Origin of the sequence: Bacillus sp. FSL K6-0994, from assembly GCF_038630815.1 — a bacterium.
GTDB lineage: Bacteria > Bacillota > Bacilli > Bacillales > Bacillaceae > Bacillus > Bacillus safensis.
The window spans coordinates 1,195,147-1,221,140 of sequence record NZ_CP152043.1; the positions used below are offsets into that span (position 1 = coordinate 1,195,147).

Genomic DNA, 25,994 nt, shown 5'->3' on the forward strand with positions numbered 1-25,994 from the left:
CCGATAAAAAGCCAGCAAGTAGACAAACTGTTCTACATGCTGGCTTTTTTAGTGGATGAACGCCGAATAGGCAATGTACAGCATCTGAAAGAGCCGCCAGATTTAATAATTTCCGAAAAGTCCACTTTAATAACGGTGTACCCGTGAGCGGTTAATAAAGCATTTGTTTCTTGGTTGCTGGGCAGACTGATCACTTTTTTCTGCCCAATGGATAAAACATTTGGTCCAAGTGTGAATTGCTCTTGTTCGCTGATTTCAATCAAATCATAATACGTTTTGAGCAGCTGGAGATCCTTTTGCTTGAACGCGTCAGGATAAATGATTATCTCGTCATGAGACAGAATATTCATCACACAATCAAGATGCAAAATGTGAGGAGGAAGGTGAATCGGAATGATGTCATGATCCGGCAGTTCCTTTTTTAGCTGGTAGATAGCGGCTGAACTAGTTCTTTTGCTCGTGCCAACAAACACACGCTTCTGATCCACAAGCACATCGCCGCCTTCAATCGTTCCGTCTGTCAAAGTGACAGCTGACCACCCTTTTGCGTGTGCCCATTCTTTTAGGTATTGTTCTTCCCCTTGCCGAACCGGAGCGGCCATACTTGAAACAAACAGTGTATGTCCAATCGTAAACCCAATATCCCGAGTGAAGACTTGCTCAGGGAAGCGTTCATTCGCCGGGAGCAGGATAGGCCGTACTTGATGATCTTTAAGGGTTTGGATCAATTGCTTATGCTGAGCGACTGCTTTCATTTGAGAAATATTTTCTTTCGCAAAATGTTTCTGGGTTTCGTTAATAATTTGTTTGATTTCCATATAAATAGGACTGCATAAAAGAACTTCTTCTAAATCGTCGTATTCATTCATGCATTGCGGCATTTTGTATAATTGCTCTGCTCTCATAGAATCCATCAAATGGCCTCCTTGTTCATTCATAGTTCTATTATTCCTTCTTCTAGCCATGGTTGAAACATTTCCGAAAGAAAATCTCTCACATAAGACTAAAGCAAAAAGTTTAGACAAACCTAAAAGAATAGTGTTTAATAAAAGTCGTTCCGCATCCACGAAAACAGCAAGAAGGAGCTATGATGATGAGTGAAGAAAATTTCAAATACTGCAAGGAATCAAAAGTTGTTAAAACCAGCAGGGTATTCCCTCTCGATACGAATAACCACCAAACGTTATTTGGCGGGAAATTAATGAGTTATATAGATGACATTGCCTCCATCTCGGCAGCAAGACACAGCCGCAGTGAAACGGTCACAGCTTCAATGGATTCTGTTGACTTTTTAGAGCCGATTGGACAAAAGGAGTCAGTATGCTTGGAATCCTATGTCACATGGGTGGGTACGTCTTCTATGGAAGTGTTCGTCAAAGTCATTAAAGAAAACTTGATGTCTGGAGAGCGCAGACTCGCAGCGACTTCATTTCTGACATTTGTCTCATTAGATGAAAACGGAAAGCCTAAACGAGTCCCGCAGGTGATGCCGGAAACAGAGGAAGAAATCATGCTTCATCAAACAGCGAAGCAGCGGGCAGAGGAAAGAAAAAGCCGCCGAAAGCATAGTAAGGCGCTTGCTGACGCACTTGGGACAGATAAGCCTTGGGCGTAAAAATCACCCTTTAAGCGGTGATTTTTTTCTGTGCCAGTATCTTGCATGGCAAGATAGTGTATGATAAGATAAAGCTATCTTGTGATGCAAGGTACTGGAATCGGAGGAACAATCATGACAACATCCACACAAATGCTAAAAGGAATTTTAGAAGGCTGTCTGCTGTCGATTATTTCTGAGGGCGAAATTTATGGGTATGAAATGACGAAGAAGCTCGCGCATTATGGGTTTGATCAAATTAGTGAAGGCAGTATCTATCCGATTTTGCTGCGTATGCAAAAGGAACAGCTGGTGACCACCGTAACAAAAGCGTCAGCGAGCGGTCCGAAAAGGAAATACTATACGCTCACACAAGCGGGAGAACAAGCGCTCACAGAGTTTATTGACCGCTGGAATGAGCTTTCAAAAAATGTAAACCGCTTATTACAAAAAGGGAAGTGAGATTATGGTATCAAAAGAAACAAGACACATTCTACTAGAGCTGCAACTTTATCTCATATCAAAGGGAAAAAATCAGGATGAAATCGATGAGCTGATGGACGAACTGACAGCACATGCGGTTGAGGCTGAAAAAGACGGCAAAACAGGTGAGGATGTGTTCGGAGGAGATCCGCGGAGCTATGCTGATGAACTGGCAAAAGAGCTGTCAGGAAACCATAAAGACTGGGTGCCATTCGTCAGTGCTTTCTTAATTGGATCGCTTTTTTATATGATGTTAGCAGATGCCATCAGTCAAAGTTTATCGTATTCTTGGTATGCACTCATTGGTTATCCTCTGATTATAGTGTCCAATGTGATCATGACCATTGTGATGTTTAGAGCTTCAGTCTTTCAAACAAGCAGGAGGGCATTCTTTTACTTTTGGATATTAGGTGTTTTTCAGATGACAGCCTTGATAACAGTGAAATTATTGGATCAAAAACTTGGTACACCTTTACTTGTGCTGACCTCGAGCCAAAGATGGGGCGTCATTCTTCTTTTGCTGCTGTGTATTGTCTTATTAAATGCCATATTAAAGGCGAATATGGTGTCGCTCATTCCCCTGATCTTCTTCGGACCGCAGCTCCTATTCGAATGGCTTGGATGGACATCGCCTCTGATGCTTCTTTTCACAAGTCTGCTATCCATTGTCATTTTAGTCTTGCTCACGATTGTTTTTTTACGGAAAACAAACAAGAAAAATGAACACTCAATATAATTAGAGCACATCTCTTGCGATGTGCTTTTCTTTTTCTAAAAAAATGTAGAAATGGAATTGTGTTTTTCATTACAATGGGGAGAGGACAAAAATGAAAAGGGGTTCTGTTTTTGGATATCGTATGGGGATATGTACTCGTCTTTGTATTGGCTGCTTTGCCTTTTTTTGAAGTGATTGGTGTCGTTCCATTCGCAATCTTAAGTGGGCTGCACCCTGTGACAACGGCTGTAATTGGATTCATCGGCAACTTTCTCACAGTTTTGCTTCTCATTGTGTTTGTGGACCGGTTTAAAGCATGGTGGTTAAAGAGAAAAGAAGAGAAAGGTGATGAGAAAGGAGAGAAAAAGCAGCTGCGGGCGAGAAAAATTTGGGAACGATACGGTCTGCCTGGATTAGCGCTCATTGGTCCTTTTATCATCGGCAGTCATTTAGCGGCCTTGATGTGCATGAGCTTTGGAACGAAAAGAAAGCAAGTCGCGGTGTGGATGACCGTCAGTTTAATGATGTGGACAGCGCTGGCTGCAAGTTTAACCGGTGCGGGCTTCCATTACTTTGCCCCAGATTCAAATGGGTTGTTCGGAGATATTTTTAGCAAGTAAAAAAGGGGGGATCATCAATGACAGTTCAAACAAGAACAGTACTAGAAACAGAGCGCCTGAAACTGAGAACGATGAATGAACATGATGCGTCATTTTTATATGAGGAGTTGTTCCAGGATGAAGAAGTGATGAAGTATTATCCTTCTTTGAAGGATGAACAGCAGACAAAAGAGTGGATTGCATGGAATCAAAAAAATGACCGCATGTACCACACCTCGCTATGGATCATTGAAGATAAAGAAACAAATGAACGTCTTGGACAAAGCGGAATTGTTCTGCAAAATATCGAAGGACAAACGGAGCTTGAGATAGGATATATGCTAAAGAAAGCGGCGTGGGGGAATGGCTATGCTGCTGAGGCTGCAAAAGGCTGCCTTACCTATGGATTTGAAGAAATGAAGGTCAGACGGATGGTCAGCCTAATTCGTCCTGAGAATGAAGCGTCGGTGAAGGTCGCTTTAAAAATGGGCATGAAAAAAGAAAAAACCATTTCAAAATGGGACCAAATCATTGATGTATACAGCATTACCCGTAACGGAGAAAACGGCTCGCTTACCGATTAAGCAGAGCCGTTTTTTTATGCACGCTGTTCTAACTGAAGCAAATATTTCTTCCGTTCAATCCCCCCGCCATAGCCTCCAAGCTCACCACTTGTTTGAATCACGCGGTGGCAGGGAATGATAATCGCCAATTGATTCGCACCATTTGCATTACCAACGGCACGAACCAAATGCGGATCGCCCAGTTTCGCGGCTAGATCACGATAGGATCTCGTTTCGCCTGCTGGAATGAGTGAAAGCTGCTCCCACACCTTCATTTGAAAAGGGGTGCCATGTAAGGAAAGCGGTACAGTAAACTTGGTCAGCTTTTTCTCAAAATATAAAGCCAATTCCTTTGCTAATTGCTGATGGACGTTTGTTTCTCCAACTAAAATGCGGGCATGATGTTTCTTTCTTAATGTTTCAATTTCTTTTTCGAGTCCCCGCCTGTCCATAAACTCCAGTAAATACACATGTGTGGCATCTGTCACACTCATCATGCGCCCGATCGGTGTGGAAATAAAATTAGCATAAAGAATGTGAATCTGCGCTTTTTTAGGGGGATTTCCCATGATTTTCGTAAATGCATCATTGAAGGCGCTTGAAGATTCATAGCCGAAAGTGACCTGCTGATCGATTACTTTTTTTCCGTTCAAAATTTCTTTAAAGGCAAGTCCCATTCGGCGTGATCTTGCATATTGAACAAAGGTCATGCCGTAAATGTCTTTAAATTTTCTTCGAGCTGTGGCAGAGTGAATCCCTAATTGGCGGAAGTCCTCTTCCTTCCAGCGTTTCTCAGGATTTTTTTCTACTGCTGAAACGAGTGTTTTGACTTCTTCAGGAATGCTGTTCGGGTATGTTAATGGTGTGCAGCGCTTGCACGGGCGATACCCTGCCAGCAGTGCTTCCTCCGCTGTAAAGAAAAACTCACAGTTTTCAAATTTTGGTTTTCTGGCCGTACATGTGGCATGACAGAAGATGCCGGTTGTCTTAATACAGGCAAAGAATGTGCCGTCATATTGCGGATTCTTGTCAACAAGTGCTTGATAAAATTCATGTTTTTGTTCATCGGTCATCATCATATGAATCCACCTCTTGATTTTTTATAAAATGTTTTTCAGCATTATTTGGAGTACAACGGATGATCTGTAAATGCATCATCCTAAAGTTGAACGTTCATCACATCAATCTGATTTTATTATATCAGCGGTGTGATCGTTGCTGTACCCGGAATAGATCCTTCTCCCTCGTATAACAAATCAAGCATCATAAACGTGTCAATCTCCTTCTTTTCTCATTTTTCACTTAATGTTTTAGTTCATATATTTTAGCTGCTTCTGTTTCATTTCTTCATAAAATGCTTCAACTTCTTGTTCGTAAAGTACGGTCTCCATGTCCTTGTATTTACGCTTGATCGTCAATGTCATAAAAAATAAATGGATTGTCATATTACGCTCGTTTCCCTTCAGTTCGCAGCACGCGAAACAGCCCGCAGATCTTCTTTATCAGTTGACCTGTTTCTAACCCTTAGTATACGGAGGTCCCATAAAATTTCTTTCGAAAAATGAACAAGTATATTTGCGTGTGGCAAGTAAAGCGGTAGACCGGTATTTCGGGGTGTGATACAATTTTGACACACAGAATCTGCTTTAAGTCAGATCTGCTTATTAAGAATTGGTTTTCTAGGGTTCCGTGCGGGTGGCGCAGTCTGGACCGAGAGAAAACACATAAGGTCTACACAATAGACCGTATGTACACGGAGGGATAAAAGCCCGGGAGATTTGATCAAACGATCGATTTCCGGGCTTTTTTTGTTGGTTGGAATCGTTCAGAAAGGAAGGGATTAGATGAAATGGGGAAATGTCTTTATTGCGGCGATCTTTGAAGTCGGCTGGGTGATGGGGTTGAAATATGCTGACTCTTCATTGGAGTGGGCCGCAACCATCGTTTGTATTGTCGTCAGCTTTTATTTACTCCTGAAAGCCACGACTGTACTGCCAGTTGGCACACTTTACGCCGTTTTCACCGGACTTGGGACAGCAGGTACTGTCATAGTAGGTATGGTAATGGGTGAGCCGGTACAGCTAGTGAAATTACTTTTAATCATGGTGCTTTTAAGCGGTGTATTAGGGCTCAAACTGACCACGGGTGAAAAGAAAGGGGAGACTGAATCATGAGCTGGCTTTTACTTATTGGTGCAGGCATTTTAGAAATGCTTTGTGTCACCATGATGAATCAATTCCAGAAAGACCGGCATGTCAAATGGATTTTATTCATTGCAGCTGGATTTTCGCTGTCCTTTCTCATGCTCTCTCTTGCGATGAATACAATTCCGATGGGAACGGCATACGCCATTTGGACTGGCATTGGAGCTGCTGGAGGAGCCATTGTCGGCATGCTGTTTTACGGTGAGTCGAAGGACGCAAAACGTATTTTCTTTATCGCACTGATTTTATCTGCGGCGGTCGGGTTAAAAATCATTGAATAAGAAAAGGGTGGCATCTGTCTGCCAGCCTCTCGATGTAGACAAACCCTCGCATTCTTTGTCAGGGCTGCAAAGGTTTTCTATCACGCGTTAAAAGTAGAAAAAGGGCTCAAATAAAAATCATTTGAGCCCTTTTTTGTTACATCGAATGATGATTGGAATCGTTTTCATTTTTGCGGTAAAGCTGACTCACTAGAAGAAAACAGACACCAAATGTGAGTAAAGGAATGAGTCTCTCACCGGCTATAAAAAGATAAATACCTGTGATCAGACATACGATGCCGAGCCAAAAGCTCACTTTACCAAACAAAGTCATGCTTTTCATCTCCATCACTCCTTTTGTGATAAAAGGTCTACTCATATTATATCACGCTAGGTGCGAAATTGAATGAATATTCAATAAAAAATGGACTCTTCATTGCTTTTTCTCTTTCCAGTCCAGTATAATATTTCATTAGAATGAAAACGTAAATGAGGTCATGATACATGAGAACATTGATTACAGAGAAACTTGAATTACACAGACAAAAGCACGAGCAAAAAGGCAGATTACTTGTCAGCTGCCCGGATCAGCCTGGTATTGTATCAGCTGTTTCTTCCTTTTTATTTGAGCACGGAGCGAACATCATTGAATCGAGCCAATACACAACCGATCATGAAAGCGGCCGGTTCTTTTTAAGAATTGAATTTGATTGGAAAGACATCTCGGCGAATATGGATCAATTGAAAAATAGCTTTGAGCCAATCGCAGCATCATTTCAAATGACGTGGAGCATGTCGCGTGCAAGTGAGCTGAAAAAGCTGGCAATCTTTGTCTCAAAAGAGCTTCATTGTCTGCATGAGCTTCTATGGGAATGGCAAAGCGGAAATTTAATGGCTGAAATCGCAGTTGTGATCAGCAATCATGAAACGGCAAAAGATACAGTAGAATCGCTTGGAATCCCATTCCATTTTGTAAAGGCGAACAAAGACATTCGCAAAGAAGCTGAAAAAGAGCAGCTCGCCTTATTAGAAAAGTACGACATTGATGCGGTTGTGCTTGCCAGATACATGCAAATTTTAACGCCTGGATTCATTGAAGAGCATCCGAACAAAATCATTAATATTCATCATTCCTTCCTGCCAGCATTTATTGGTGCAAACCCCTACAAGCGGGCATATGAGCGGGGAGTCAAATTAATTGGTGCGACTTCTCATTATGTCACCAATGATTTAGATGAAGGACCGATCATTGAACAGGATATTGAGCGTGTAGATCACCGGGATGATGCGGAAGCCCTGAAAAATATTGGCCGGACAATTGAGCGCAGTGTGCTTGCACGTGCTGTCAAATGGCACCTTGAAGATCGCATTATTGTTCATGAGAATAAAACGATTGTCTTTAATTGACCGCTTGACTTTTCTTTAGCAATTGGTGATAATATAAAAAAATTAACGAGCGTTGAAAAGGAATAGTAAGCAGGAACTGGTGCGTAAAGAGAGCAAATGATGTGCTGAAACATTTGCCGCAGACAGCTGCTGAACCTGCCCTTTGAGCCTTAGAGGAAAAATCTAAGCGCGTGCCTGGCGTTACAGGAGTTGAGTGGAATAAGCAGATCGCATGCTTATTCAATGAAGGTGGTACCACGGAAAATCCCTTTTCGTCCTTTACATAAGGAGAAAAAGGGATTTTTTTGTGCCTAAAGGTATAGCGGAGGGAATCAAGGATGAAAAAGCAAAGGATCGTCATAAAAATTGGCAGCAGTTCATTAACAGAGCAAAAAGGAGCCATTGATGAACAAAAGATGCGGGATCATGTAAGAGCCATCGCAAAGCTCAAAGAAGCAGGTCATGAAATCATTTTAATTTCGTCAGGAGCCGTTGCAGCAGGATTTGGCAGCTTAGGCTATCCATCAAGACCTGTGACCTTAAAGGGGAAACAGGCAGCTGCCGCCGTTGGTCAGGGCTTGTTAATGCAGAAATATACAGAGCTTTTTTCACAGTTTCACATGACACCTGCTCAAATGCTTTTAACACGTAATGACTTTTCAGATCGAACAAGATATCGAAATGCTTACGCAACGATGATGGAGCTGCTGGAAAGAAAGATTTTGCCGATCATAAATGAAAATGATTCAGTCTCCATCGAGGAGCTTACCTTTGGGGATAATGACATGCTGTCAGCTCTTGTCAGTGGATTAATCCATGCAGACCAATTGATTATATTAACAGACATCAATGGCATTTATGATGCAAATCCAAATGAGCATCCTGAGGCGAAGCGGTTTGATGTCCTGACCCACATTTCAGAAGAATTGTTTTCATATGCAAAGAGCACCGGTTCAAAGGTTGGAACAGGCGGAATGAAATCGAAGCTGTCTGCTGCACAAACGGCACTTTCACTTGGCGTGAAAGTCTTCATTGGCACAGGCACTGGGGAAGACAAACTGCTTCGCATTCTTGCGGGGCAAGGCGATGGAACGTATATCGGTGAACAGGATTTATCAGCCGTGAACAACCGTCGTCAATGGATTCAATTCCACTCACCGGTCTCTGGAAAGATCATGATTGATGCAGGAGCAGAAGCGGCGATTTTGCATAATGGCAGAAGCCTTCTTCCGGCAGGAGTCATTGATGTCGCTGGTGACTTTTCTAAAGGAGAAGTCGTAGAAGTCGTCGGTCCAAACGGATTAGTTGGTAAGGGACAAACCTTGTACGCCTCCGATGAGCTTCTCGGCATTAAAGGAATGCGAAGTGACGAGCTTTCAAAAGAGAAGCCTGAGGTCATACACCGAGATCACTGGGTACAGCATGTACAAAACTGAGGAGGGAATACGATGAATGAAGTTCTTGAAAAAGCAAAAAAAGCAAGTGCAGCCAAAGATCAGCTGCTTCTAAAAACGACGGAACAAAAAAATGCTGCCCTGCACGCCATCGCGAGTGCACTAAAAGCATCTTCAGCTTATTTAATAGAGGAGAACCTAAAGGATGTTCAGGCTGCTGAGGAAAAGCAGTTCACGCCATCTGTCATTGACCGGATCACACTCACGGAAGAGAGAATTGAAGCCATTGCAGACGCGACCCTTCAACTCATTCAGCTAAAAGACCCAATTGGTGAAACGTTAGAAACCATTCAAAAAGAAAACGGCCTGCTCATCGAAAAGGTCCGTGTACCGCTTGGAACGGTTGGAATGATTTATGAAGCAAGACCAAACGTGACGGTCGATGCTGCGACCCTTTGCTTGAAAACTGGGAATGCTGTGATTCTGCGCGGAAGCTCATCTGCTATTCATAGTAATAAGGCAATTGTAAAGGTGATTCATGAAGCGCTTCATACGACGGATATTCCAGTAGACAGTGTGCAATTGATTGAAGATACTGGCCGTGAAACGGCGAAAACGCTGTTCACCTTAAATGAATACCTGGATGTCCTCATTCCGCGCGGCGGGAAGAATTTAATTGATCTTGTCGTGAGAGAGTCAACTGTGCCGGTGCTTGAGACAGGTGCAGGAAATTGTCATATCTATATTGATGAAACAGCAAAAAACGAAATGGCTGAGCGGATTGTGCTGAATGCCAAAACCCAGAGACCATCTGTTTGTAATGCGATCGAGAGCATTGTCATTCATGAAACATGGGCAAAAACATACGGTGCTTCGTTATTTGAAGCCCTTCAATCAAATGGGGTAGAAATACGCGGTGATGAAGCCGTTTGCGCGCTTGCTCCTAGTGCTGCATTAGCGGCAGCAGAGGACTATGCAACGGAGTTTTTAGCACCGATCGTCAGTATTAAAATTGTAGAAAACATAGAACAAGCGATTCAGCATATTCAAACATATAGCTCTAAGCACTCTGAAGCGATCATTACGGAAAGCGATGAGCATGCAGCCCTGTTCTTAACAGCTGTCGATGCTGCCGCTGTTTATCATAATGCCTCTACTCGTTTCACAGATGGCTTTGAGTTTGGCTATGGAGCGGAAATAGGAATTAGTACACAAAAACTTCATGCAAGAGGGCCAATGGGTCTGCCAGCCTTAACGTCTGAAAAATTTGTCATTCGTGGTCAAGGACAAATAAGAGAATAACGAATTTAAAAGAGAGTCTTGTGACAACAGGCTCTCTTTTTCCTTTCATTTTTGTATTTCTCCGGTCAAGTATGATAAAATATGGTAATGTTTTATATTTTGAGAAGATTGGAGAAGGCAACGTATGGCGAAAATCATTCCCTCTTCGGATATTGGAGTGAAAATCAACAAGTGGTATGAATTAATCCGCAGATTTGATTCAGAACAAGCAGAACAGTTAAAACAGGAAATTCGCACCTCTCTTGATTCAATGGAAGAAGATCAGAATTTGCTTCTCTATTTTTCTTTAATGGAATTTAGGCATGAGGTCATGCTCGATTATTTAAAGCCATTAAAGGAAGGAAAGCTTCGCGCCAACTTTTCCGAGCTTTCGAAAGAAATAGATGAGCATCAAACGCATGTTACAGGCATGCTTGAATACTACTATCATTTTTTTAGAGGCATGTATGAATTCGGACGTAGGGAGTACATTGCTGCCATATCGTCTTATCAAAAGGCAGAGCATAAGCTTTCTTTTGTATCAGATGATATTGAACGTGCGGAATTTCATTTTAAAATGTCAGAAATATATTATCACATGAAACAAACACATATCTCGATGCACCATGCTAAACTAGCGCTGGATGTTTATGTTCAGCATGAACTGTATGCGCTTCGCACGATTCAGTGTGAATTTATTGTGGCAGGTAACTACGATGATATGAGAAGGCATGAAAAAGCATTACCACATCTCGAAAGAGCACTTGCGAGATCAAGAGAGTTTCAGAATGTGCGTTTTATTGCCTCCTCTTTGTTTAATATGGGCAACAGTTATTACCGAATGGGAGACTTGACCCGCGCACTCGAATTAATGAAAGAATCCATCTCGTTATTTGATCAAAATCAATCCGATCATCTTCGTCGATCTATAGACCCTCTTTATACAGCCGCTCAGATATTATACAAACAAGGAAAACACGAAGAAGCATTACACTACAGAGAAGAATGTATGAAGCGAGCAGAAGCTCTTCAAGATGACATTCATCTTCAGAAAACCATATTTCTAGAAGCATTGTATTTAAGACAAGATGCTGAGCATATCAAACGAATTTTCCATTTTTTAGAGTCTGTCTATGCATATCCAGATATAGAGGAGTTGGCATTAGATACCGCAAAGTATTATAATGAAATGGGGGATTATGAAAAATCTTCCATGTTCTATGGGGAAGCGGAACATGCTCGAATCTATATTCAGAGAGGGGATTGTTTATATGAATTTTAAAAAATGGGCAGTCGTCTGTACAAGCATCACCATCATGGCATTGTGGCTGGCAGCAGCAAATGCCGACCCAGATAACAGAAACCATACGCTGGAACAACCGAATCCGCAGCACGACACGATCTAAAAGCCCTTGTTAAAGGGCTTTTTTTACTGCCTAAACACCATTCTGCGGGACATGCTCATAAAAAGGAAACGAGGAGGAAAACTTAAAAAAGAGTATTTATTGATTGACTCTACAATTTAAATTGTGTACAATTCAATTGTAGGAAATATTATTGGAGAGAAAGAGGGTTATATTCATGTCAGACGTTTTATTTACAGCAACGGTATCAGCTGTCGGAGGAAGAGAAGGTAAGGTTGTTTCAACAGATGGTGTACTTGAGCATGATGTAGCAATGCCTGGAACACCAAGAGCAAAAAAAATCGAAAAAGCAACAAATCCAGAGCAATTATTCGCAGCAGGCTACTCTGCATGTTTTGATTCAGCCCTTCAAATGGTAGCAAGACAAGAGCGTATCCGTTTTGAAAGTGAAGTAACAGCACATGTCAGCTTATTAAAAGACAGTTCAGATGGCGGCTTCAAACTAGGTGTTCAATTAGAAGTAAAGGGAACTGGAATTGAGCAGTCAGCATTAGAAGAACTTGTTCATAAAGCGCACGGCGTATGCCCATATTCAAAAGCAACTCAAGGAAACATCGAAGTAGAACTAGTAGCTGTCGCACAATAATAGATATCAATAAAAGGCTGAGGGAACATTCCCTCAGCCTTTTGATTGTGTTAAATTTTGCAAAAGCTCATGTAAAGAGGCACGCAGTGTTTTTAGCTCTTCTTCCGATCTTCCTGTCCCAGTCAGCATGTGAGACGGAATCGCAGTGGCCTTTTCTTTTAGCTGCTCTCCATATTCCGTTAAACGAATTTGCACAGACCGCTCATCCTCTTTCGAACGTTCTCGGATAATGAGTCCGTTTTGCTCCATTCGTTTCAGCATGGGCGTGAGTGTACCGGAGTCTAAATAGAGAAGCTCTCCCATCGTTTTCACATTTAATGTTCCATGCTCCCACAATAAAAGCAGTGCTAAATATTGCGGATACGTAATGTTTAATTCTTCTAACAACGGTTTATACTGCTTCGTCATCTCTCGTGAACTTGCATATAACAAGAAACAAAGCTGATTTTCCAGCTTCATATGTTCAAATTCATTTGTCATGTCAGTCACCAACTATTTTTTGTCATACTTATCATTGTATAAGATTTTCTTCCTTTTTAAAATAAATACAGACGAAAAATGAAAAATTCTTCAATGTGCCATCAATGTTTGAGAAATGAAGAGAACGTGAAAAGGATGAATAGATGAAGGAGGAGATGAAGATGAAACCATTATTCACAGCAAAAGTAAAGGCGCAGCATGGAAGAGCTGGACATGTTCGTTCAGAGGATGGTGTGCTCGATCATAACATTGTCATGCCTAACGCTAAGAAAGATGGAGAGACTGGTACAAACCCAGAGCAATTATTTGCAGCAGGCTATGCAGCTTGTTTCGGAGGAGCACTTGAGCAGGTAGCGAAGAAGCAAGGGATAGAAATAGAATCGGAAGTAGAAGGACATGTCAGTCTTTTAAAAGATGAAAGTGACGGCGGCTTTAAGCTTGGCGTAAAGCTGATTGTATCTGCGAAAGGTCATGATCATGACAAAGTGAAAGAGCTTGTCCATGCTGCACATGAATTCTGTCCATATTCAAAAGCAACAAGAGGGAACATTGAAGTAGAGCTTGAAGTGGCTGAATAAAAAAGTTTTCTATCACGCTGAAAAGAGAAACACCTGCTGATGAGCAGGTGTTTCTTTTTTAATATTCTTTCTTTTGTTCGTATGCTTCCCATGCTTCAAATGGCGCAAGGGTTTTTTGAGGTGTCAGCTTGTAAAATGGTATATTTCTTGATTCGTATTCTTTGTTGATTTCTTCATAAATAAATGAGTCATCAAAACCAGAATCCGCTGCATCCTGGTGCCCAGCGGCAAAATACACAGCTTTTGGTCTAGCCCAGTAAATAGCGCCAAGGCACATCGGACAAGGCTCGCAGCTTGTGTATAGAGTGCAGTATTCTAATTGGTATGTATTCAGCGTCTGGCACGCCTTTCGAATGGCTGTGACTTCAGCATGTGCGGTTGGATCATTTGCTGTTGTCACGTTGTTGCTTCCCTCGGCAATAATCTGACCATCCTTGACAATGACTGCTCCAAAAGGGCCGCCAGTACCACTATTGACTCCTTCTACTGCAAGATCAATTGCTCGTTGTAAAAAATCTTCGTGATTCATTGTCTTCCTCCCTTTGTTCGACTGACTTCTCTAGTATAAACGAATCATGCTAGAAAAGAAATCATCATAGTAGAAGATCGAACAGGCCAAATTACGCATAAAAAACCCCTGCCGCGTTCAGCAGGGGAGAGACATTCAATTATGCATGCTGCGCCAGCTTTTTGCGAGCGACTTCAGCAGCTGTGACCATGTTTTTCAAAGCAGCAATGGTTTCAGGCTCTTGTCTAGTTTTTAGACCACAATCCGGATTCACCCAGAAGCGATCTGTCGGACAAACGTTCAGCGCATCATCAATGATTTCGCTCATTTCTTCAACAGATGGAACGCGCGGGCTATGGATGTCATAAACGCCTAGTCCAAGTCCTTTCAAATACGGGTGTTTTTCTAAGTAATCGAGGAATCCGCCATGACTGCGTGAATGTTCAATTGTAATCACGTCAGCATCCAAGTCTTCGATTGTATCGACAATATCCTCGAAGTTACTGTAGCACATATGTGTATGAATTTGTGTTTCATTTTGAACGGATGATGTAGATAAACGGAATGACTCTGCTGCCCAGTTTAAATATTCTGCCCAATCACTTTCTTTGAGCGGAAGTCCTTCTCTTAGCGCAGGCTCATCCACTTGGATCACTTGAATACCAGCTGCTTCTAAAGCTTCTACCTCTTTACGCAAAGCGAAAGCAATTTGGAAAGCAATGTCTTTGCGAGAGATATCCGTTCTTGGGAAAGACCAGTTTAAGATGGTAACAGGTCCTGTCAGCATGCCCTTGACTTTTTTCTCTGTTAAACTTTGTGCGTATACCGTCTCTTTCACTGTCATTGGCTCTGTAAACTCTACATCTCCATAAATGATTGGCGGCTTCACGCAGCGTGATCCATAGGATTGTACCCAAGCAAATTTTGTAAAGGCAAATCCGGCTAGCTTCTCACCGAAGTATTCAACCATGTCTGTACGTTCAAATTCCCCATGTACGAGCACATCCAGACCAATTTCTTCTTGAATATCAATCCATCGTTTTGTTTCTTTCTTAATAAACTCATCATACTCTGCATCTGTCCACTCATTTTTGCGCCACTTTTGACGAGCACTGCGCACTTCGGCAGACTGCGGGAAACTGCCAATTGTTGTTGTTGGAAGAAGCGGGAGCTCAAGAGATTCGTTTTGGATACGAAGGCGTTCTTCAAAGGCAGCTGGACGTTTAAAATCTTTCGAGGAAAGATTGTTGCGTTCCGCTGTTAGATCCGCATTTGTTCCTTTTGCGAACTCTTTTAAGGTAAGAAGTGCTTGTGCTGCTTCGTTAATATCAGCATCAATGGCAGCTGCTCCTTTTGTTAAACCTTCTTTTAGTAATGTCAATTCAGCCAGCTTTTCAGTGGCATAAGACAGTCCGTTTAATAGTTTTTCTTCAAGCTGTTCGCTTGGGTGTTTGGCAACTGGCACATGCAACAAGCTGCTTGATGGCTGCAGCCACACTTCTTTCGGCTGAACGTCAGCAATGACTTCAGAAATAAAGGATAATCTTTCGCCAAGGTCTGATCTCCAAATATTTCTTCCATCAATGACGCCTGCTGCTAAAATTTTATCTTTCGGGAAGCCGTGCTTTTTCACTTGATCAAGGTTGCGCCCTTGATCATGGACAAAATCAAGACCGATTGCTTCAACAGGATATGTGACAAGCTCTTCATACGCATCTACTGAATCAAAGTATGTTTGAAGAAGAATGTTCAAGCCAGGTACGGCTTCTTTGATCGTTTGATAAATTTCTTTTACGGATTTTACGTCTTCACTGGAAGCTGTGACAAGTGCAGGTTCATCAATTTGAACCCATTTGACGCCTGCTTCTTTAAGTTCTTTTAATAGCTGAGTATAAAGCGGCACTAGACGCTGCTGGATTTCTTTCACTTCATTTGCTTCATAACCTTTAGAAAGTGAGACAAATGTATATAGACCAAGTACAACCGGTTTTGTTTCAACACCAAACGCCTTTTTCACCTTTTCGTAAGCTTCAAGCGGCTTGTTGTGTGTGAGTTTAAATTCTGTGCTTTTTTCGTATTCTGGAACGATGTAGTGATAGTTTGTATTAAACCATTTTGTCATTTCACTTGAGACGGCATCTTTTGTTCCTCTTGCCATCGCGAAGTATGTATCTAGCGGGTCTTTTAAGCTGCGGAAGCGCTCTGGAATCCAATTGAACATAACAGCGGTATCCAGCACGTGATCATAGAAGGTAAAGTCTCCAGAAGGAACAACATCAATTTGTTGATCGATTTGTGTTTTAATGGCAGTTAAAAATTGTTCATCCAGTGTGCTTAAGAGGGTTTCGCGGTCTGTTTGACCTTTCCAGTAAGACTCAAGTGCTTTTTTCCATTCTCTGTTTAAACCAATGCGCGGAAAGCCTAGATTACTTGTTTTAACAATTGTCAATTCCAATTCCTCCTCTAAATATAAAAAGACATTTACGCTCATGATCATGATTGATGAGGTAAATGTCTGGTTTAAAAGACAAAATGTGTGTGCGAAATAAGGCGTGAGTATCACTGACGCTTTTCCGACATCTCCTATCAACCGTAGGGGGTTTGATGTGATAGAGCGGCTGGTATCCTGGCTGGTGAATCTGCAAGCTTTTCATCCTTCCCATCCTAATGACAGTGGATTCCTGAGAAAAGCTCTCCTCACTCACAGTGGCGGGACCGCGCCGGATTTTCACCGGTCTTCCCAATTAAAATTCGACGTGTAATCGAATTACCGACTCTCAAACTATGAATTTATTGTGTTCGATTATATAACGTTCACTTCATTTCGTCAAAGTAAATTTTGAATAATTTTAATTAAAAAAATCCTGAGAAAATTCTATCTTTTCTCAGGACCTCTATTTAAGCTATAGAGATAAAAGATCTGCTTCTAATGTTTTTTCTAAAAGGACATCAGGCGCAGTTAAATATAAAAATCCATTCCCTACAAGGGCTTTCGACTGTTTTAATGGAAGGGTTCTTCTGACAAGCTGAGCATAAACCTCAGGCTCTGTCAGCTTGCGCTGGAACGCTTCTTCTTCGGCGTTTTTAATAATGGCTAGTGCACCGCTTACGTGAGGGGCAGCCATTGAAGTCCCTGTGAGCCTGCCATATTTATGGTTAGGGAGAGTGGATAAAATGTCTTCTCCTGGAGCGACGAGGTCGATTTCTTTATTGGCGTTAGAAAATTCAGAGGATTCTCTAGCAAGGGAAACAGAACCGACGGCAATGACTTCATTGTATGCTGCTGGGTAGGAGAACTCTTCCGTACGCTCGTCCCCGTCCCCTTCATTTCCTGCTGCGCACACAACAAGCACACCGCTTTTTACCGCATTTTGAATGGCTTCCTGCAGGGCAGGCTCATTGCTTGGACCACCGAGAGACATAGAGATAATATCCACCTTCTGCTCTGCGGCATAGTTGATGCCATCAATGATCCACTCATATTTTCCGCTGCCATTTTCACCGCCAAGAACTTTCACGATGAGCAGCTTGGCTTCAGGGGCAACCCCTAAAATTCCGCCATTTTGATCGGTTGCGGCAATCGTTCCTGCTACATGGGTACCATGCCCATTATAGTCTTTTACATTTTCAGCATCTCCATCGTCATCATCGGTAAAGTTCTTCCCACCGATAATCTGATCTTTTAAGTCGGGATGCTCTGTGTCACAGCCTGTATCAAGGACAGCAATGGTTATGCCTTTTCCTTTGAAGCCACTTGACCAAAGTTCGGGTGCTTTAATCTCCTGAATACTTTCCGGCGTCTCTTTCGCTTCCATCACATTGGCTTTTACTTCATACGGAATTAAGCGAATTTCACCTTTCATAAGAAAGCCCTCCTTATTTTGTTTTCAAAGTAGATTCAGGCTGCATAATGTTATTGTATAAAAGAAACTTTTGATCGGAAAGGGTCAATTGTAATAATTTTTCAAATAATCAATCTATTATCAAAAGTGCAGTTCTCCTCACATATTGACGAAAGAGCTCACCTTTTGAAGAAAACTCTTGATATCATATGAAAAAGAAGGAAATGCTGCATAGTGAGGTTGCACCTGTACAGATGAAAATGGGTGAATAGAACTAAAAGAGGCAGATTGAAAAAGAATCAATAGATGAAAGAAGAGAAGAAAATAGATAAACCATGAGAGCAGATTATTGCTTTTCAATGATAATTTTATTAAGAATAAGAAATGTAAAAAGTATTTGACATTTAGGAGACTAATGCTATGATTATAAATGTAAAGAGTATTTGACATTTTTTTTTGGAAGGGGACTAAAGATTGGATTACGTAAAGGTTGTCTATTCAGTTATAATATTATTGATCGGATTGTTCATTTTGATTACTTCGATGATTCAAAAGGGTGATGAACGAAAGAGATTTATTTACTCGAAAGCTCAATCTTATGCGTTTATTGTGGTTTTCGGTATGCTTTTATTAGAAGTCGCACAGAATATCTTTCTAACGATTCAAGGGAACTCAAATCAGGGCATTGGGATTTCACCTATCGCGTTCCTGTCTGTGGTTTCAATAATATATGTATTCACATTCCTCATTTACAGAAAAAAATATGGTGATTAAATGCAGAATCATATTAGAGAGCTAAGAAAATCTAATAAATTGTCTCAAGAAGAATTAGCTAAACTTTGTAAGGTGTCGAGACAAACCATTAACGCGATCGAAAATGATAAATATGACCCCACTTTGCAGTTAGCTTTTGACATAGCTTTTGTTTTAGGAACTTCAGTAGATCAGCTCTTTGTCAGCAGACCTATAAAAAAGTAATCAAAAGGCCTCAAGATGAGGCCTTTTTTGAGTGGTTAGCCGTTTTATGTTCCTTTCAATTGATGTGCGGTTACTGTGTTAAAAAACATCTTCATTCAATATATTTCTTCTTTTATGAAAAAATAGATGTGAAGATTGTGACTGTTCCAAATGAGAAAGGCAACATATAATAATGGAAAGACAAGCTTGCCTTTTAGATAGGAGAGATAGAGATGAACAAAGGGAAGATACTCGTAGTCGAAGATGAAAAGAAAATCGCAAGGGTACTGTCACTTGAACTTGAATATGAAGGATATGAGGTGACAGTCAAAGAGACAGGAATGGACGGGCTTCAGGCTCTTGAAGAAGACAGCTTCGATTTGGTGCTGCTTGACGTCATGCTTCCAGAGTTAAGCGGTCTTGAAGTGCTGAGAAGGGTTCGGAAAACAAATACAGCGACACCTATTATTTTGATTACAGCAAGGGGAAGTGTTCCTGATAAGGTAAGCGGGCTCGATCTTGGGGCGAATGATTATATAACAAAACCTTTTGACATAGAAGAATTATTAGCGCGAATTCGCGCACAGCTAAGGTTGAATATACATGCACAAGAAGAAAAGGAGACAGAGCTGAGCATAGCAGATTTAACGGTCAACGAGAAAACAAGAGAAATCCAAAGGGCTGGGCAAATGCTTGAACTCACACCGAGAGAATATGACCTGCTTGTCCACTTACTGAACCATCAGCAGCAAGTGCTCACAAGAGATCAGCTTTTAACAGCGGTTTGGGGTTTTGATTATTTCGGTGATACAAATGTGGTAGATGTCTATATCCGTTATTTAAGGAAAAAAATCGATTACCCATTCGAAAAACAGCTGATTCACACAGTGAGAGGTGTGGGTTATGTGATGAAAGGATAAAGAATGAGATTAAAAAATAAGATTCAGCTTTATACGTCGTTGTCTTTGTTTTTAATGGTGCTCTTGTTTCATACAGCCATTTATTTTATTTTTTCGATGACCTTGACGCAAAAAGATATGTCCCGCTTGTCTGAGGTGGCTGAAAATATTGCCATTGCTTTAAAAAAATCAGAGGAAGAGGGTCTTCCGTCCTCGGAGCTGCTGAAGGCGTACCTGCCTCAAAATGGTATGATCCGTGTCGTGACAGAAACGGGAGAGTCAAAACTGACTGTCACAAAGGAATCAACGTTTAGCTCACTGCCTTTTACATACGAATCTGGCCAGACAGCAGAAATCAAAGAATACAATAAGCATATGATTGCGTTCGCTGCTATTCCGGTCATTTGGACAAATGGTGAGATTATGTCGCTTCAAGTATATGAAGAAATCGAAAATACGGAAGAGAACTTAGCGTTATTAAAAATGATTTTAATCGCTACCGGCGTTTTGTTTATTGTGCTTTCCTATTTTGCAGGCCACGTTTTAACAAAGCAAATTGTCCGGCCGATTAGCAGAATGACGAATACCATGAAGGCAAGTATGAAAGAGAAGGCGTTTAAACGAATTGAATTAACAGGCGATTCAAAGGACGAACTATATCAAATGGGACAAACCTTTAATGAAATGTCCGAGATTCTCGAGAAGCATTATGAAAAAGAACAGCAATTTTTGCATGATGCCTCCCATGAATTGAAGACACCGATTACCGTCATTATGAGCTACAGCAATTTACTCAAACGCTGGGGGCAAACACGTCCAGAGGTTGTAGAAGAATCCTCCCAAGCGATTCATGATGAAGCGAAAAAAATGAAAAGACTGACAGATCAATTATTGACATTGGCGAAAAACGGCCAGCCGTTATACTTGGATATGAAGCCGGTTGATCTTGGTCATTTGTGCAAGCAGCTTTGTCATACACTTGAAGTGGCTACCAATCGAACGATTCAATCTCATGTGCAGACAGATCAGCCGCTGATCGCAGAAGGAGACGAAGAGAAAATCAAACAGCTTTTGACCATCTTAATTGATAATGCGGTCAAATATAGCAGAGAGCCAGTTGATGTGACCTGCGGATGGGCAGAAGACAAGCCATTTATTTCAGTGATTGATCAAGGAATTGGCATAAAAGAAGAGGATCTGCCGAAAATCTTTGACCGCTTTTTCCGTGTGGATGAAGCGAGAAACAGTGAGACGGGCGGAACCGGACTCGGTCTTTCAATTGCGAAGCAAATTGCAGAAGAACATGAGGCCGAGCTGAAGGTAGACAGCCGTATCGGCGAAGGGACAGCCATGACCATTCTTTTTCAGAAATAAATGGGTCTTTTCTCATCAATTTCTCATTTCCTCCTTATAAAATAGGAAATAGGAAGGAGGCGCTGCATGTCTAGAAAAACGAAAATGGTGCTTGCGCTCGCAGGATGTCTTGTGATTCTTGCGGCCTTTGCAATGCTCATGATCCAAACCATTGATCAAAAAATATTAAGTGAAGCAGAAATGAAAAAAATGATCGCAAAAGACTACAATGGAAACATTACACATATTGATTTAATCAATCATAAACAGGACTATACAATGACGCTGGAAAATGCAAACGGCATCTATCAAATCATTGCATCTTCTGCAAGCGGTCAAATGAAAGAAATTAGACAGTTAAAAAGCTATCAAAAGCCAAATGAAAAAAATGCTGAGCTCCAGGCAGAAGAGGCGGCTGTTAAAAAGGTGAGCGGAACTGTCATTCAAAAAAAAGAGACGTCAGATCGTTTCATTTTTACCATCCAATCAAAAAAAGAATTATATCAAGTCGAGGTCGACAAACAGTCATTTAAGGTGCTTGAAGCAGAAAAGAAAAAACCAACCTCTAAAGAAAAGAAGCTTACGAAAATCACTGTCGAGGAAGCCATCCAAATTGCCGTCAAAGAAGTTGGCGGAACAGTGGATGATGCTGATCTTGAAACATTCAGCGGTATGCTCGTATTTGAGGTGGAGCTGGATTTGCCTGACGGCAGAGAGGCGGAGGTGCTTGTGAACGCCTATACAGGGGATATTGAGGGCATTACGTACGAAAACTAATCCTTTTCTCATGATATTCTCATGTTTCTTTCCTTCCTTTATCATCTTGTTTTCTTAAGATAGAGAAGAAATCAAATAGAGGAGGAAATGAACATGATGAAAAAAGTACTAGTAGCTACAGCATTAACGGGAACTCTTGTCGCAGGTGGTTTCACACTTCAAGCGCAAAATACAAATCAAACAGCAAACGCCGAGCAAGTCGTGCAAAAGAAATCGTCATTTGTTTCAAAGAAACAAGCTGAAAAAGCAGCCTTAAAAGTGGTGAAAGGCTATGTGGATGATGTGGATCTTGAGCGTAAAAAAGGAAAATGGGTGTATGAAGTCGAGATCAAAAAAGGCGGCTTTGAATATAAAGTATATGTCGATGCCAAAACTGGAAAAGCGCTGAATGATCCAGTCAAAGAAAAGAAACAGAACGTGAAGATCACGAAAAAACAGGCTGAAAAAATGGCTCTTGCAAAAGTAAAAGGCACAATCACTGATTCTGATCTAGATAAAGAAAATGGTGTGTACATTTACGAAATTGAAATCACAACACCAAGCGGCGAGGAAGTTGATTTTGAGATTTCCGCTAAAACAGGCAAAATCCTGAAGCAAGAATGGGATGATTAAGCTATGACCAAACCTTACACTTTCATGTGTAAGGTTTTCATCGTGTAGACAAACCCTCGCATTCGGTGTCAGGTCTGCGCTCCGGTGCTCACGAATGTCGAATTCCCTCCGCTCCGGTGCTCGCCCTTCCTAGACTGCAAAGGTTTTCTATCACGCTGAAAAGAAGACAAAGGGTTAAAATAAAGATCATTTTAGCCCTTTGTCAACAATCTGCAAACCTTACACTTTCATGTGTAAGGTTTTTTCATTGGGACAAACTACGGGAAAGGAGGCGAGAGAATATGAAGAAAAAAGAAGAAGAGCAAACAATGGATCACGCGGAATACGTTCCGCATCCTGATGGAGAAGGATATGCTTTGTTTTTGCATGATTCCTTTCATCTCCTCTCCCAAGAGGATATGAATCAGCCGGAAGAGGAATAAAAAAACGTGAAAGGGCGATAGCTGAGCTGTCTATCGCTCTTTTTTTGAAAAGTAAGCGAATACATAAGGATACTTGGCATCTTGCTTATTGACATCATTCCGCTTTTTCTGTAATCTCAGTGTGTTAACAATATGAGACTTCGTTAGGTGAGGCTCCTGTATGGAGATACGCTGCTGCCCAAAAATGTCCAAAGACGCCAATGGGTCAACAGAAATCATCGACATAAGGTGATTTTTAATGCAGCTGGATTTTATCCTATGCCATACAGTGCTAAAGCTCTACGATTGAAGGAGCAAGTGTTTATTTTGTCATGCTTACAAAGCGCCTTCATTCGGTTGAAGGTGCTTTTTTATGAGAAAAGGAGGTGTGGGGATGGATCATCCCGATTCGAGACACATAGAGAGTATGTCAAAAGATCAGATTGACGCATCAGACAGAGGAGATCCTGACCCCGCACATTCTAAGGGATTCGGGTATCTCCTGACTTTGGGGAGGTAACAGCGATGATACAGAACATTACGTACGATGAACTCATTTTAAGAATCATTATTTTATTAAGAGATGGCAAACGCAAAGAATTTAAAAACATTATGGAAGAACTTCAGCCATATGATATGGCCTATTTATTTAAAGAACTTCCAGAAAAACACCGCGGCCGTTTCCTCAGCTTTTTAACAATCGATGATGTGACGGAAATGATGGGTGAGCTTGAGCGCGAATACCAAGAAATTGTGCTTGAAAAAGTAGGAAAAGACAAAGCCACCTTCGTCACAAACAAAATGGATAACGATGACCTAGCCAACTTGTTTGATGAAATGGATGATGAGCTGAAAGATCAGCTTTTATCAAACATGGAGGCAGAGGAATCAAAGGCCGTCCAGCTTCTCATGAATTATCCTGCTGAGACAGCAGGCCGGATCATGACCAACCGGTACGTATGGATTCCTCAGCACTATACGGTTCAGGACGCAGTTGTAAAGCTGAAAAGCTTTGCTGAAATTGCAGAATCGATCAACTATTTATATGTCATTAATGATCAAAAGCAGCTTGTAGGGGTTCTGTCGTACCGGGATCTCATTTTAGGTGAACCAGATGAAAAAGTGCAGGATCTTATGTTTACAAGAGTCATTGCCGTTGGAGCCTTTCAGGATCAGGAGGAAATCGCAAAGCTGATTGAACGGTATGATTTTCTTGCCATTCCTGTTGTAGAAGAGAACAATGTCCTGGTCGGAATCGTCACAGTCGATGATATCATTGATGTCGTCATTCAAGAGGCAGGAGAAGACTATGAGAAGTTCGCTGCCTCTGGTAAAGATATTACGTTCGACACGCCCGCTTTTGTTGCAGCATACCGGCGTCTCCCGTGGCTCATTTTGCTCTTATTCATTGGGCTGATTTCAGGCAGTATTTTAAATTACTTTGAAGATACCCTTCAGCAAGTCGTCGCCTTAGCCTTCTTCATGCCGATGATTGCCGGAATGACAGGGAATACAGGCACACAGTCGCTTGCGGTCGTCATTAGAGGACTTTCAAAAGAAGAATTAACGAAAAAAACCATTATGCGCCTGATTTTTAGAGAGCTCCGAACAAGTATTTACATTGGGATTGTCTGTTCCATTATTATTACAGTCGTCGCAATGGTGTGGCAGGGCAATATGATTTTAGGGTTTGTTGTTGGTTCGTCACTGCTTGCCACACTGATTATTGGAACGATGGCAGGTACGATCGTGCCTATTATTTTACACAGATTAAACGTGGACCCTGCGATTGCATCTGGGCCGCTGATTACAACATTGAACGATATTTTATCACTGCTCATCTATTTTGGTATTGCGACAGCTTTCCTTCATACACTTATGTAGCAAGAAGACTGTAAAACATGACGTTTTACAGTCTCAGCGCGCCGACAAACCCTTGCATTCGTTGTCAGTCCTTGCGTGCCGGTGCTCACGAATGTTCAATTCGCTCCGCTCCGGTACTCGTCCTTCCTAGACTTCAAAGGTTTTCAGATCGCGCTGAAAGGTAGACAAAGGACTAAAATAAACATCATTTTAGCCCCTTGTCCACAATCTAAGACTGTAAAACATGACGTTTTACAGTCTTTTTTTGTATAAAGATTGCATATAGCGCTTCCATCCTTTACATTTTAAGGAGAAGGTGGGAGAAAAACATGAAGAAATTCTTATTCGTTTTGATATGTATGTTTTTGCTGAGTGCATGTCAAAGGGAGGACGAGGGGAAAGACCGAAGGCTAGTGGCTGCAGAGCATATGCTTGAAGCCATCACCGAAGGAAATAAAAGAAAAATGGAAGACATCTACGTCGAAGGCGCAGTCCCGAGCCCAGATGACATTCTGAAACTGAAAAAAGAATGGGGCATAGACACGCTTTCTTATGAGGATTTTCAATTGGAAGAAGCCAGCATTCATGTGTTCCACGCGAATTATGAAGATGCAAAAATCGGGAAGAAAAAGGCACTTGCCCTGCGGGTGAAAGAAGATCCTGAAAGAGGCGGCGTGCTGATTGACTTTGTAGGGGTTGTAGAAGGTACTGAAGCTTCCTCTAAATAAAAAGAATCGTTCAAAAGAGCGATTCTTTTTTTGTTTAACGATTTTTATACCGAAAGTGTGCGTTAATCTGGCCTTCCAGCATTTTTTTCTTAAATTGTCCGCTTTTTAGCGCTTGTTCTTTTTTCTTCATGTCTTTTAAAATTTCAGCTGTCTGCACACCGTCTTCCCGTTTATTGGCGATGTCCATCAAACGTTCAACATCTGCAAAAGAATATTTCCGTGTGCCTCTTGTTGAGCGCTGGGGGTAAATGAGTTTACGTTCCTCATAATATCGGATTTGCCTGACGGAAAGCCCTGTTAGCTCACTGACAATCCCGATTGAAATGACTTTTTTATCTTTATAAGATACATCTTCCTGCGTCATATACTCACCCCTGCAAGTCTTTTCTTCATATTATATAGAACGAGAAGTGAAAAAACCTATCGTTTGTTAGAAAATATAACACAAAAACGAAAAAAATGAAAAAACCATGGAAGGAAAGATAACAGGGAGTGTGCAATACATCT

The 25,994-nt window shown here is 41.4% G+C and carries 32 protein-coding genes, 3 riboswitches and 1 other annotated feature; of the genes, 23 read left to right on the plus strand and 9 right to left on the minus strand.

Features of this window, described 5'->3' with window-relative positions; translation table 11 throughout:
• Window positions 1–32: 32 nt before the first annotated feature.
• Window positions 33–914, minus strand: coding sequence for a dimethylarginine dimethylaminohydrolase family protein (locus MHB69_RS06080; protein WP_144496600.1), 882 nt, complete (start codon window positions 912–914; stop codon window positions 33–35).
• Between the two features lie 179 nt (window positions 915–1,093).
• On the opposite strand from MHB69_RS06080, the gene MHB69_RS06085 reads away from it, so the two are divergent.
• The 5 genes from MHB69_RS06085 (at window position 1,094) to MHB69_RS06105 (ending at window position 3,975) form a co-directional block, all read left to right on the plus strand.
• Window positions 1,094–1,615, plus strand: coding sequence for an acyl-CoA thioesterase (locus MHB69_RS06085; RefSeq protein WP_008346212.1), 522 nt, complete (start codon window positions 1,094–1,096; stop codon window positions 1,613–1,615).
• Window positions 1,616–1,729: 114 nt separating this feature from the next.
• Complete coding sequence (locus MHB69_RS06090) at window positions 1,730–2,056, plus strand: PadR family transcriptional regulator (RefSeq protein ID WP_034281498.1); 327 nt, start codon at window positions 1,730–1,732, stop codon at window positions 2,054–2,056.
• A gap of 4 nt (window positions 2,057–2,060) precedes the next feature.
• Window positions 2,061–2,813 (plus strand): hypothetical protein, encoded by a 753-nt coding sequence (locus MHB69_RS06095; protein WP_342496080.1) that lies wholly within the window; start codon window positions 2,061–2,063, stop codon window positions 2,811–2,813.
• Window positions 2,814–2,923: 110 nt separating this feature from the next.
• Window positions 2,924–3,412 carry a small multi-drug export protein gene (locus MHB69_RS06100; RefSeq protein WP_025092307.1) on the plus strand — a complete coding sequence of 163 codons (489 nt, stop codon included), beginning with the start codon at window positions 2,924–2,926 and terminating at the stop codon, window positions 3,410–3,412.
• 17 nt (window positions 3,413–3,429) lie between these two features.
• A complete protein-coding gene (locus MHB69_RS06105) occupies window positions 3,430–3,975 on the plus strand; it encodes a GNAT family N-acetyltransferase (protein WP_041116408.1) in 546 nt (181 codons plus the stop codon).
• Between the two features lie 14 nt (window positions 3,976–3,989).
• On the opposite strand, the gene MHB69_RS06110 is transcribed toward MHB69_RS06105, so the two are convergent.
• Together MHB69_RS06110 and MHB69_RS06115 are read right to left on the minus strand one after the other, a co-directional pair.
• Window positions 3,990–5,033: a trifunctional transcriptional activator/DNA repair protein Ada/methylated-DNA--[protein]-cysteine S-methyltransferase gene (locus tag MHB69_RS06110; RefSeq protein ID WP_041116410.1), complete on the minus strand. Its 1,044-nt coding sequence runs from the start codon at window positions 5,031–5,033 to the stop codon at window positions 3,990–3,992.
• A gap of 231 nt (window positions 5,034–5,264) precedes the next feature.
• Window positions 5,265–5,399, minus strand: coding sequence for a YrzI family small protein (locus tag MHB69_RS06115; protein WP_073204910.1), 135 nt, complete (start codon window positions 5,397–5,399; stop codon window positions 5,265–5,267).
• Window positions 5,400–5,622: 223 nt separating this feature from the next.
• Window positions 5,623–5,732, plus strand: a riboswitch (guanidine-I (ykkC/yxkD leader).
• 66 nt (window positions 5,733–5,798) lie between these two features.
• On the opposite strand from MHB69_RS06115, the gene MHB69_RS06120 reads away from it, so the two are divergent.
• The gene (locus MHB69_RS06120) at window positions 5,799–6,128 is read left to right on the plus strand and encodes a multidrug efflux SMR transporter (protein WP_342496081.1); all 330 of its coding nucleotides are present in this window, start codon (window positions 5,799–5,801) and stop codon (window positions 6,126–6,128) included.
• Window positions 6,125–6,439, plus strand: a complete 315-nt coding sequence (locus MHB69_RS06125; RefSeq protein ID WP_024424636.1) for a multidrug efflux SMR transporter — start codon at window positions 6,125–6,127, stop codon at window positions 6,437–6,439. The genes MHB69_RS06120 and MHB69_RS06125 overlap by 4 nt, the downstream gene beginning before the upstream one ends.
• Before the next feature lie 136 nt (window positions 6,440–6,575).
• Here MHB69_RS06125 and MHB69_RS06130 read toward each other — a convergent pair whose 3' ends face one another.
• On the minus strand, window positions 6,576–6,761 hold the full coding sequence (locus tag MHB69_RS06130; RefSeq protein ID WP_034281503.1) for a hypothetical protein: 186 nt from the start codon (window positions 6,759–6,761) through the stop codon (window positions 6,576–6,578).
• Between the two features lie 161 nt (window positions 6,762–6,922).
• On the opposite strand from MHB69_RS06130, the gene purU reads away from it, so the two are divergent.
• The 6 genes from purU to MHB69_RS06160 all read left to right on the plus strand — a co-directional run bounded on the left by purU (window position 6,923) and on the right by MHB69_RS06160 (window position 12,489).
• The gene (purU, locus tag MHB69_RS06135; RefSeq protein ID WP_120207186.1) at window positions 6,923–7,825 is read left to right on the plus strand and encodes a formyltetrahydrofolate deformylase; all 903 of its coding nucleotides are present in this window, start codon (window positions 6,923–6,925) and stop codon (window positions 7,823–7,825) included.
• Window positions 7,826–7,868: 43 nt separating this feature from the next.
• Window positions 7,869–8,087 (plus strand) — a binding site (T-box leader).
• Window positions 8,088–8,142: 55 nt separating this feature from the next.
• Window positions 8,143–9,240 (plus strand): glutamate 5-kinase, encoded by a 1,098-nt coding sequence (gene proB, locus MHB69_RS06140; RefSeq protein WP_034281505.1) that lies wholly within the window; start codon window positions 8,143–8,145, stop codon window positions 9,238–9,240.
• Window positions 9,241–9,252: 12 nt separating this feature from the next.
• Complete coding sequence (locus MHB69_RS06145; protein ID WP_342496082.1) at window positions 9,253–10,500, plus strand: glutamate-5-semialdehyde dehydrogenase; 1,248 nt, start codon at window positions 9,253–9,255, stop codon at window positions 10,498–10,500.
• A gap of 124 nt (window positions 10,501–10,624) precedes the next feature.
• Window positions 10,625–11,761, plus strand: a complete 1,137-nt coding sequence (locus MHB69_RS06150; RefSeq protein ID WP_034281507.1) for a Rap family tetratricopeptide repeat protein — start codon at window positions 10,625–10,627, stop codon at window positions 11,759–11,761.
• On the plus strand, window positions 11,715–11,885 hold the full coding sequence (locus MHB69_RS06155) for a phosphatase (RefSeq protein ID WP_235362209.1): 171 nt from the start codon (window positions 11,715–11,717) through the stop codon (window positions 11,883–11,885). Before MHB69_RS06150 ends, MHB69_RS06155 begins: the two co-directional genes overlap by 47 nt.
• A 175-nt stretch (window positions 11,886–12,060) precedes the next feature.
• Window positions 12,061–12,489: an organic hydroperoxide resistance protein gene (locus MHB69_RS06160; RefSeq protein ID WP_041116420.1), complete on the plus strand. Its 429-nt coding sequence runs from the start codon at window positions 12,061–12,063 to the stop codon at window positions 12,487–12,489.
• A gap of 33 nt (window positions 12,490–12,522) precedes the next feature.
• On the opposite strand, the gene MHB69_RS06165 is transcribed toward MHB69_RS06160, so the two are convergent.
• Window positions 12,523–12,969, minus strand: coding sequence for a MarR family transcriptional regulator (locus MHB69_RS06165; RefSeq protein WP_024424644.1), 447 nt, complete (start codon window positions 12,967–12,969; stop codon window positions 12,523–12,525).
• 161 nt (window positions 12,970–13,130) lie between these two features.
• Between MHB69_RS06165 and MHB69_RS06170 the strand changes: the two genes are divergently transcribed.
• Complete coding sequence (locus tag MHB69_RS06170) at window positions 13,131–13,547, plus strand: organic hydroperoxide resistance protein (RefSeq protein ID WP_034281509.1); 417 nt, start codon at window positions 13,131–13,133, stop codon at window positions 13,545–13,547.
• A gap of 58 nt (window positions 13,548–13,605) precedes the next feature.
• Here the strand turns inward: MHB69_RS06170 and MHB69_RS06175 are convergent, their stop codons facing one another.
• From MHB69_RS06175 to MHB69_RS06185, 3 genes are all read right to left on the minus strand, one after another.
• Complete coding sequence (locus MHB69_RS06175; RefSeq protein ID WP_342496083.1) at window positions 13,606–14,076, minus strand: nucleoside deaminase; 471 nt, start codon at window positions 14,074–14,076, stop codon at window positions 13,606–13,608.
• 139 nt (window positions 14,077–14,215) lie between these two features.
• A complete protein-coding gene (metE, locus tag MHB69_RS06180) occupies window positions 14,216–16,504 on the minus strand; it encodes a 5-methyltetrahydropteroyltriglutamate--homocysteine S-methyltransferase (protein WP_046310735.1) in 2,289 nt (762 codons plus the stop codon).
• Window positions 16,505–16,653: 149 nt separating this feature from the next.
• Window positions 16,654–16,845: riboswitch (cobalamin riboswitch) on the minus strand.
• A gap of 113 nt (window positions 16,846–16,958) precedes the next feature.
• Window positions 16,959–17,918, minus strand: coding sequence for a S8 family peptidase (locus MHB69_RS06185; RefSeq protein ID WP_024424648.1), 960 nt, complete (start codon window positions 17,916–17,918; stop codon window positions 16,959–16,961).
• Between the two features lie 453 nt (window positions 17,919–18,371).
• Between MHB69_RS06185 and MHB69_RS06190 the strand changes: the two genes are divergently transcribed.
• From MHB69_RS06190 to MHB69_RS06230, 9 genes are all read left to right on the plus strand, one after another.
• The gene (locus MHB69_RS06190; RefSeq protein ID WP_039178021.1) at window positions 18,372–18,671 is read left to right on the plus strand and encodes a hypothetical protein; all 300 of its coding nucleotides are present in this window, start codon (window positions 18,372–18,374) and stop codon (window positions 18,669–18,671) included.
• Window positions 18,672–18,875 carry a helix-turn-helix transcriptional regulator gene (locus MHB69_RS06195; RefSeq protein ID WP_039178022.1) on the plus strand — a complete coding sequence of 68 codons (204 nt, stop codon included), beginning with the start codon at window positions 18,672–18,674 and terminating at the stop codon, window positions 18,873–18,875.
• A gap of 212 nt (window positions 18,876–19,087) precedes the next feature.
• Entirely contained in the window at window positions 19,088–19,774 is a 687-nt protein-coding gene (locus MHB69_RS06200) for a response regulator transcription factor (protein WP_034281512.1), read from the plus strand.
• Window positions 19,775–19,777: 3 nt separating this feature from the next.
• A complete protein-coding gene (locus tag MHB69_RS06205) occupies window positions 19,778–21,127 on the plus strand; it encodes an ATP-binding protein (protein ID WP_034281513.1) in 1,350 nt (449 codons plus the stop codon).
• 66 nt (window positions 21,128–21,193) lie between these two features.
• A complete protein-coding gene (locus MHB69_RS06210) occupies window positions 21,194–21,883 on the plus strand; it encodes a PepSY domain-containing protein (RefSeq protein ID WP_034281514.1) in 690 nt (229 codons plus the stop codon).
• A 93-nt stretch (window positions 21,884–21,976) separates the two neighbouring features.
• Window positions 21,977–22,495, plus strand: coding sequence for a PepSY domain-containing protein (locus MHB69_RS06215; protein WP_061109744.1), 519 nt, complete (start codon window positions 21,977–21,979; stop codon window positions 22,493–22,495).
• A 281-nt stretch (window positions 22,496–22,776) separates the two neighbouring features.
• Window positions 22,777–22,917, plus strand: a complete 141-nt coding sequence (locus MHB69_RS06220; RefSeq protein WP_003212346.1) for a hypothetical protein — start codon at window positions 22,777–22,779, stop codon at window positions 22,915–22,917.
• Between the two features lie 132 nt (window positions 22,918–23,049).
• Window positions 23,050–23,214: riboswitch (M-box (ykoK) riboswitch) on the plus strand.
• A gap of 207 nt (window positions 23,215–23,421) precedes the next feature.
• Window positions 23,422–24,780: a magnesium transporter gene (gene mgtE / locus MHB69_RS06225; RefSeq protein WP_024424654.1), complete on the plus strand. Its 1,359-nt coding sequence runs from the start codon at window positions 23,422–23,424 to the stop codon at window positions 24,778–24,780.
• Between the two features lie 308 nt (window positions 24,781–25,088).
• A complete protein-coding gene (locus MHB69_RS06230; protein ID WP_268456748.1) occupies window positions 25,089–25,487 on the plus strand; it encodes a hypothetical protein in 399 nt (132 codons plus the stop codon).
• 34 nt (window positions 25,488–25,521) lie between these two features.
• Here MHB69_RS06230 and MHB69_RS06235 read toward each other — a convergent pair whose 3' ends face one another.
• Window positions 25,522–25,851 (minus strand): MerR family transcriptional regulator, encoded by a 330-nt coding sequence (locus MHB69_RS06235; protein ID WP_024424656.1) that lies wholly within the window; start codon window positions 25,849–25,851, stop codon window positions 25,522–25,524.
• Window positions 25,852–25,994 lie beyond the last annotated feature (143 nt).

What these genes read in the sequence shown, in the direction of transcription:
- proB (WP_034281505.1), top strand. Translation starts at nt 8,143, where the DNA reads ATGAAAAAGCAAAGGATCGTCATAAAAATTGGCAGCAGTTCATTAACA.
- MHB69_RS06165 (WP_024424644.1), bottom strand. Translation starts at nt 12,969, where the DNA reads ATGACAAATGAATTTGAACATATGAAGCTGGAAAATCAGCTTTGTTTC.
- MHB69_RS06125 (WP_024424636.1), top strand. Translation starts at nt 6,125, where the DNA reads ATGAGCTGGCTTTTACTTATTGGTGCAGGCATTTTAGAAATGCTTTGT.
- MHB69_RS06110 (WP_041116410.1), bottom strand. Translation starts at nt 5,033, where the DNA reads ATGATGATGACCGATGAACAAAAACATGAATTTTATCAAGCACTTGTT.
- MHB69_RS06130 (WP_034281503.1), bottom strand. Translation starts at nt 6,761, where the DNA reads ATGAAAAGCATGACTTTGTTTGGTAAAGTGAGCTTTTGGCTCGGCATC.
- MHB69_RS06085 (WP_008346212.1), top strand. Translation starts at nt 1,094, where the DNA reads ATGAGTGAAGAAAATTTCAAATACTGCAAGGAATCAAAAGTTGTTAAA.
- MHB69_RS06155 (WP_235362209.1), top strand. Translation starts at nt 11,715, where the DNA reads ATGCTCGAATCTATATTCAGAGAGGGGATTGTTTATATGAATTTTAAA.
- MHB69_RS06115 (WP_073204910.1), bottom strand. Translation starts at nt 5,399, where the DNA reads ATGACAATCCATTTATTTTTTATGACATTGACGATCAAGCGTAAATAC.
- MHB69_RS06235 (WP_024424656.1), bottom strand. Translation starts at nt 25,851, where the DNA reads ATGACGCAGGAAGATGTATCTTATAAAGATAAAAAAGTCATTTCAATC.
- MHB69_RS06090 (WP_034281498.1), top strand. Translation starts at nt 1,730, where the DNA reads ATGACAACATCCACACAAATGCTAAAAGGAATTTTAGAAGGCTGTCTG.
- MHB69_RS06095 (WP_342496080.1), top strand. Translation starts at nt 2,061, where the DNA reads ATGGTATCAAAAGAAACAAGACACATTCTACTAGAGCTGCAACTTTAT.
- MHB69_RS06185 (WP_024424648.1), bottom strand. Translation starts at nt 17,918, where the DNA reads ATGAAAGGTGAAATTCGCTTAATTCCGTATGAAGTAAAAGCCAATGTG.
- MHB69_RS06205 (WP_034281513.1), top strand. Translation starts at nt 19,778, where the DNA reads ATGAGATTAAAAAATAAGATTCAGCTTTATACGTCGTTGTCTTTGTTT.
- MHB69_RS06170 (WP_034281509.1), top strand. Translation starts at nt 13,131, where the DNA reads ATGAAACCATTATTCACAGCAAAAGTAAAGGCGCAGCATGGAAGAGCT.
- MHB69_RS06220 (WP_003212346.1), top strand. Translation starts at nt 22,777, where the DNA reads ATGAAGAAAAAAGAAGAAGAGCAAACAATGGATCACGCGGAATACGTT.
- MHB69_RS06080 (WP_144496600.1), bottom strand. Translation starts at nt 914, where the DNA reads ATGGATTCTATGAGAGCAGAGCAATTATACAAAATGCCGCAATGCATG.
- MHB69_RS06215 (WP_061109744.1), top strand. Translation starts at nt 21,977, where the DNA reads ATGATGAAAAAAGTACTAGTAGCTACAGCATTAACGGGAACTCTTGTC.
- purU (WP_120207186.1), top strand. Translation starts at nt 6,923, where the DNA reads ATGAGAACATTGATTACAGAGAAACTTGAATTACACAGACAAAAGCAC.
- MHB69_RS06120 (WP_342496081.1), top strand. Translation starts at nt 5,799, where the DNA reads ATGAAATGGGGAAATGTCTTTATTGCGGCGATCTTTGAAGTCGGCTGG.
- MHB69_RS06145 (WP_342496082.1), top strand. Translation starts at nt 9,253, where the DNA reads ATGAATGAAGTTCTTGAAAAAGCAAAAAAAGCAAGTGCAGCCAAAGAT.
- MHB69_RS06200 (WP_034281512.1), top strand. Translation starts at nt 19,088, where the DNA reads ATGAACAAAGGGAAGATACTCGTAGTCGAAGATGAAAAGAAAATCGCA.
- mgtE (WP_024424654.1), top strand. Translation starts at nt 23,422, where the DNA reads ATGATACAGAACATTACGTACGATGAACTCATTTTAAGAATCATTATT.
- MHB69_RS06160 (WP_041116420.1), top strand. Translation starts at nt 12,061, where the DNA reads ATGTCAGACGTTTTATTTACAGCAACGGTATCAGCTGTCGGAGGAAGA.
- MHB69_RS06195 (WP_039178022.1), top strand. Translation starts at nt 18,672, where the DNA reads ATGCAGAATCATATTAGAGAGCTAAGAAAATCTAATAAATTGTCTCAA.
- MHB69_RS06175 (WP_342496083.1), bottom strand. Translation starts at nt 14,076, where the DNA reads ATGAATCACGAAGATTTTTTACAACGAGCAATTGATCTTGCAGTAGAA.
- MHB69_RS06210 (WP_034281514.1), top strand. Translation starts at nt 21,194, where the DNA reads ATGTCTAGAAAAACGAAAATGGTGCTTGCGCTCGCAGGATGTCTTGTG.
- MHB69_RS06105 (WP_041116408.1), top strand. Translation starts at nt 3,430, where the DNA reads ATGACAGTTCAAACAAGAACAGTACTAGAAACAGAGCGCCTGAAACTG.
- MHB69_RS06230 (WP_268456748.1), top strand. Translation starts at nt 25,089, where the DNA reads ATGAAGAAATTCTTATTCGTTTTGATATGTATGTTTTTGCTGAGTGCA.
- MHB69_RS06150 (WP_034281507.1), top strand. Translation starts at nt 10,625, where the DNA reads ATGGCGAAAATCATTCCCTCTTCGGATATTGGAGTGAAAATCAACAAG.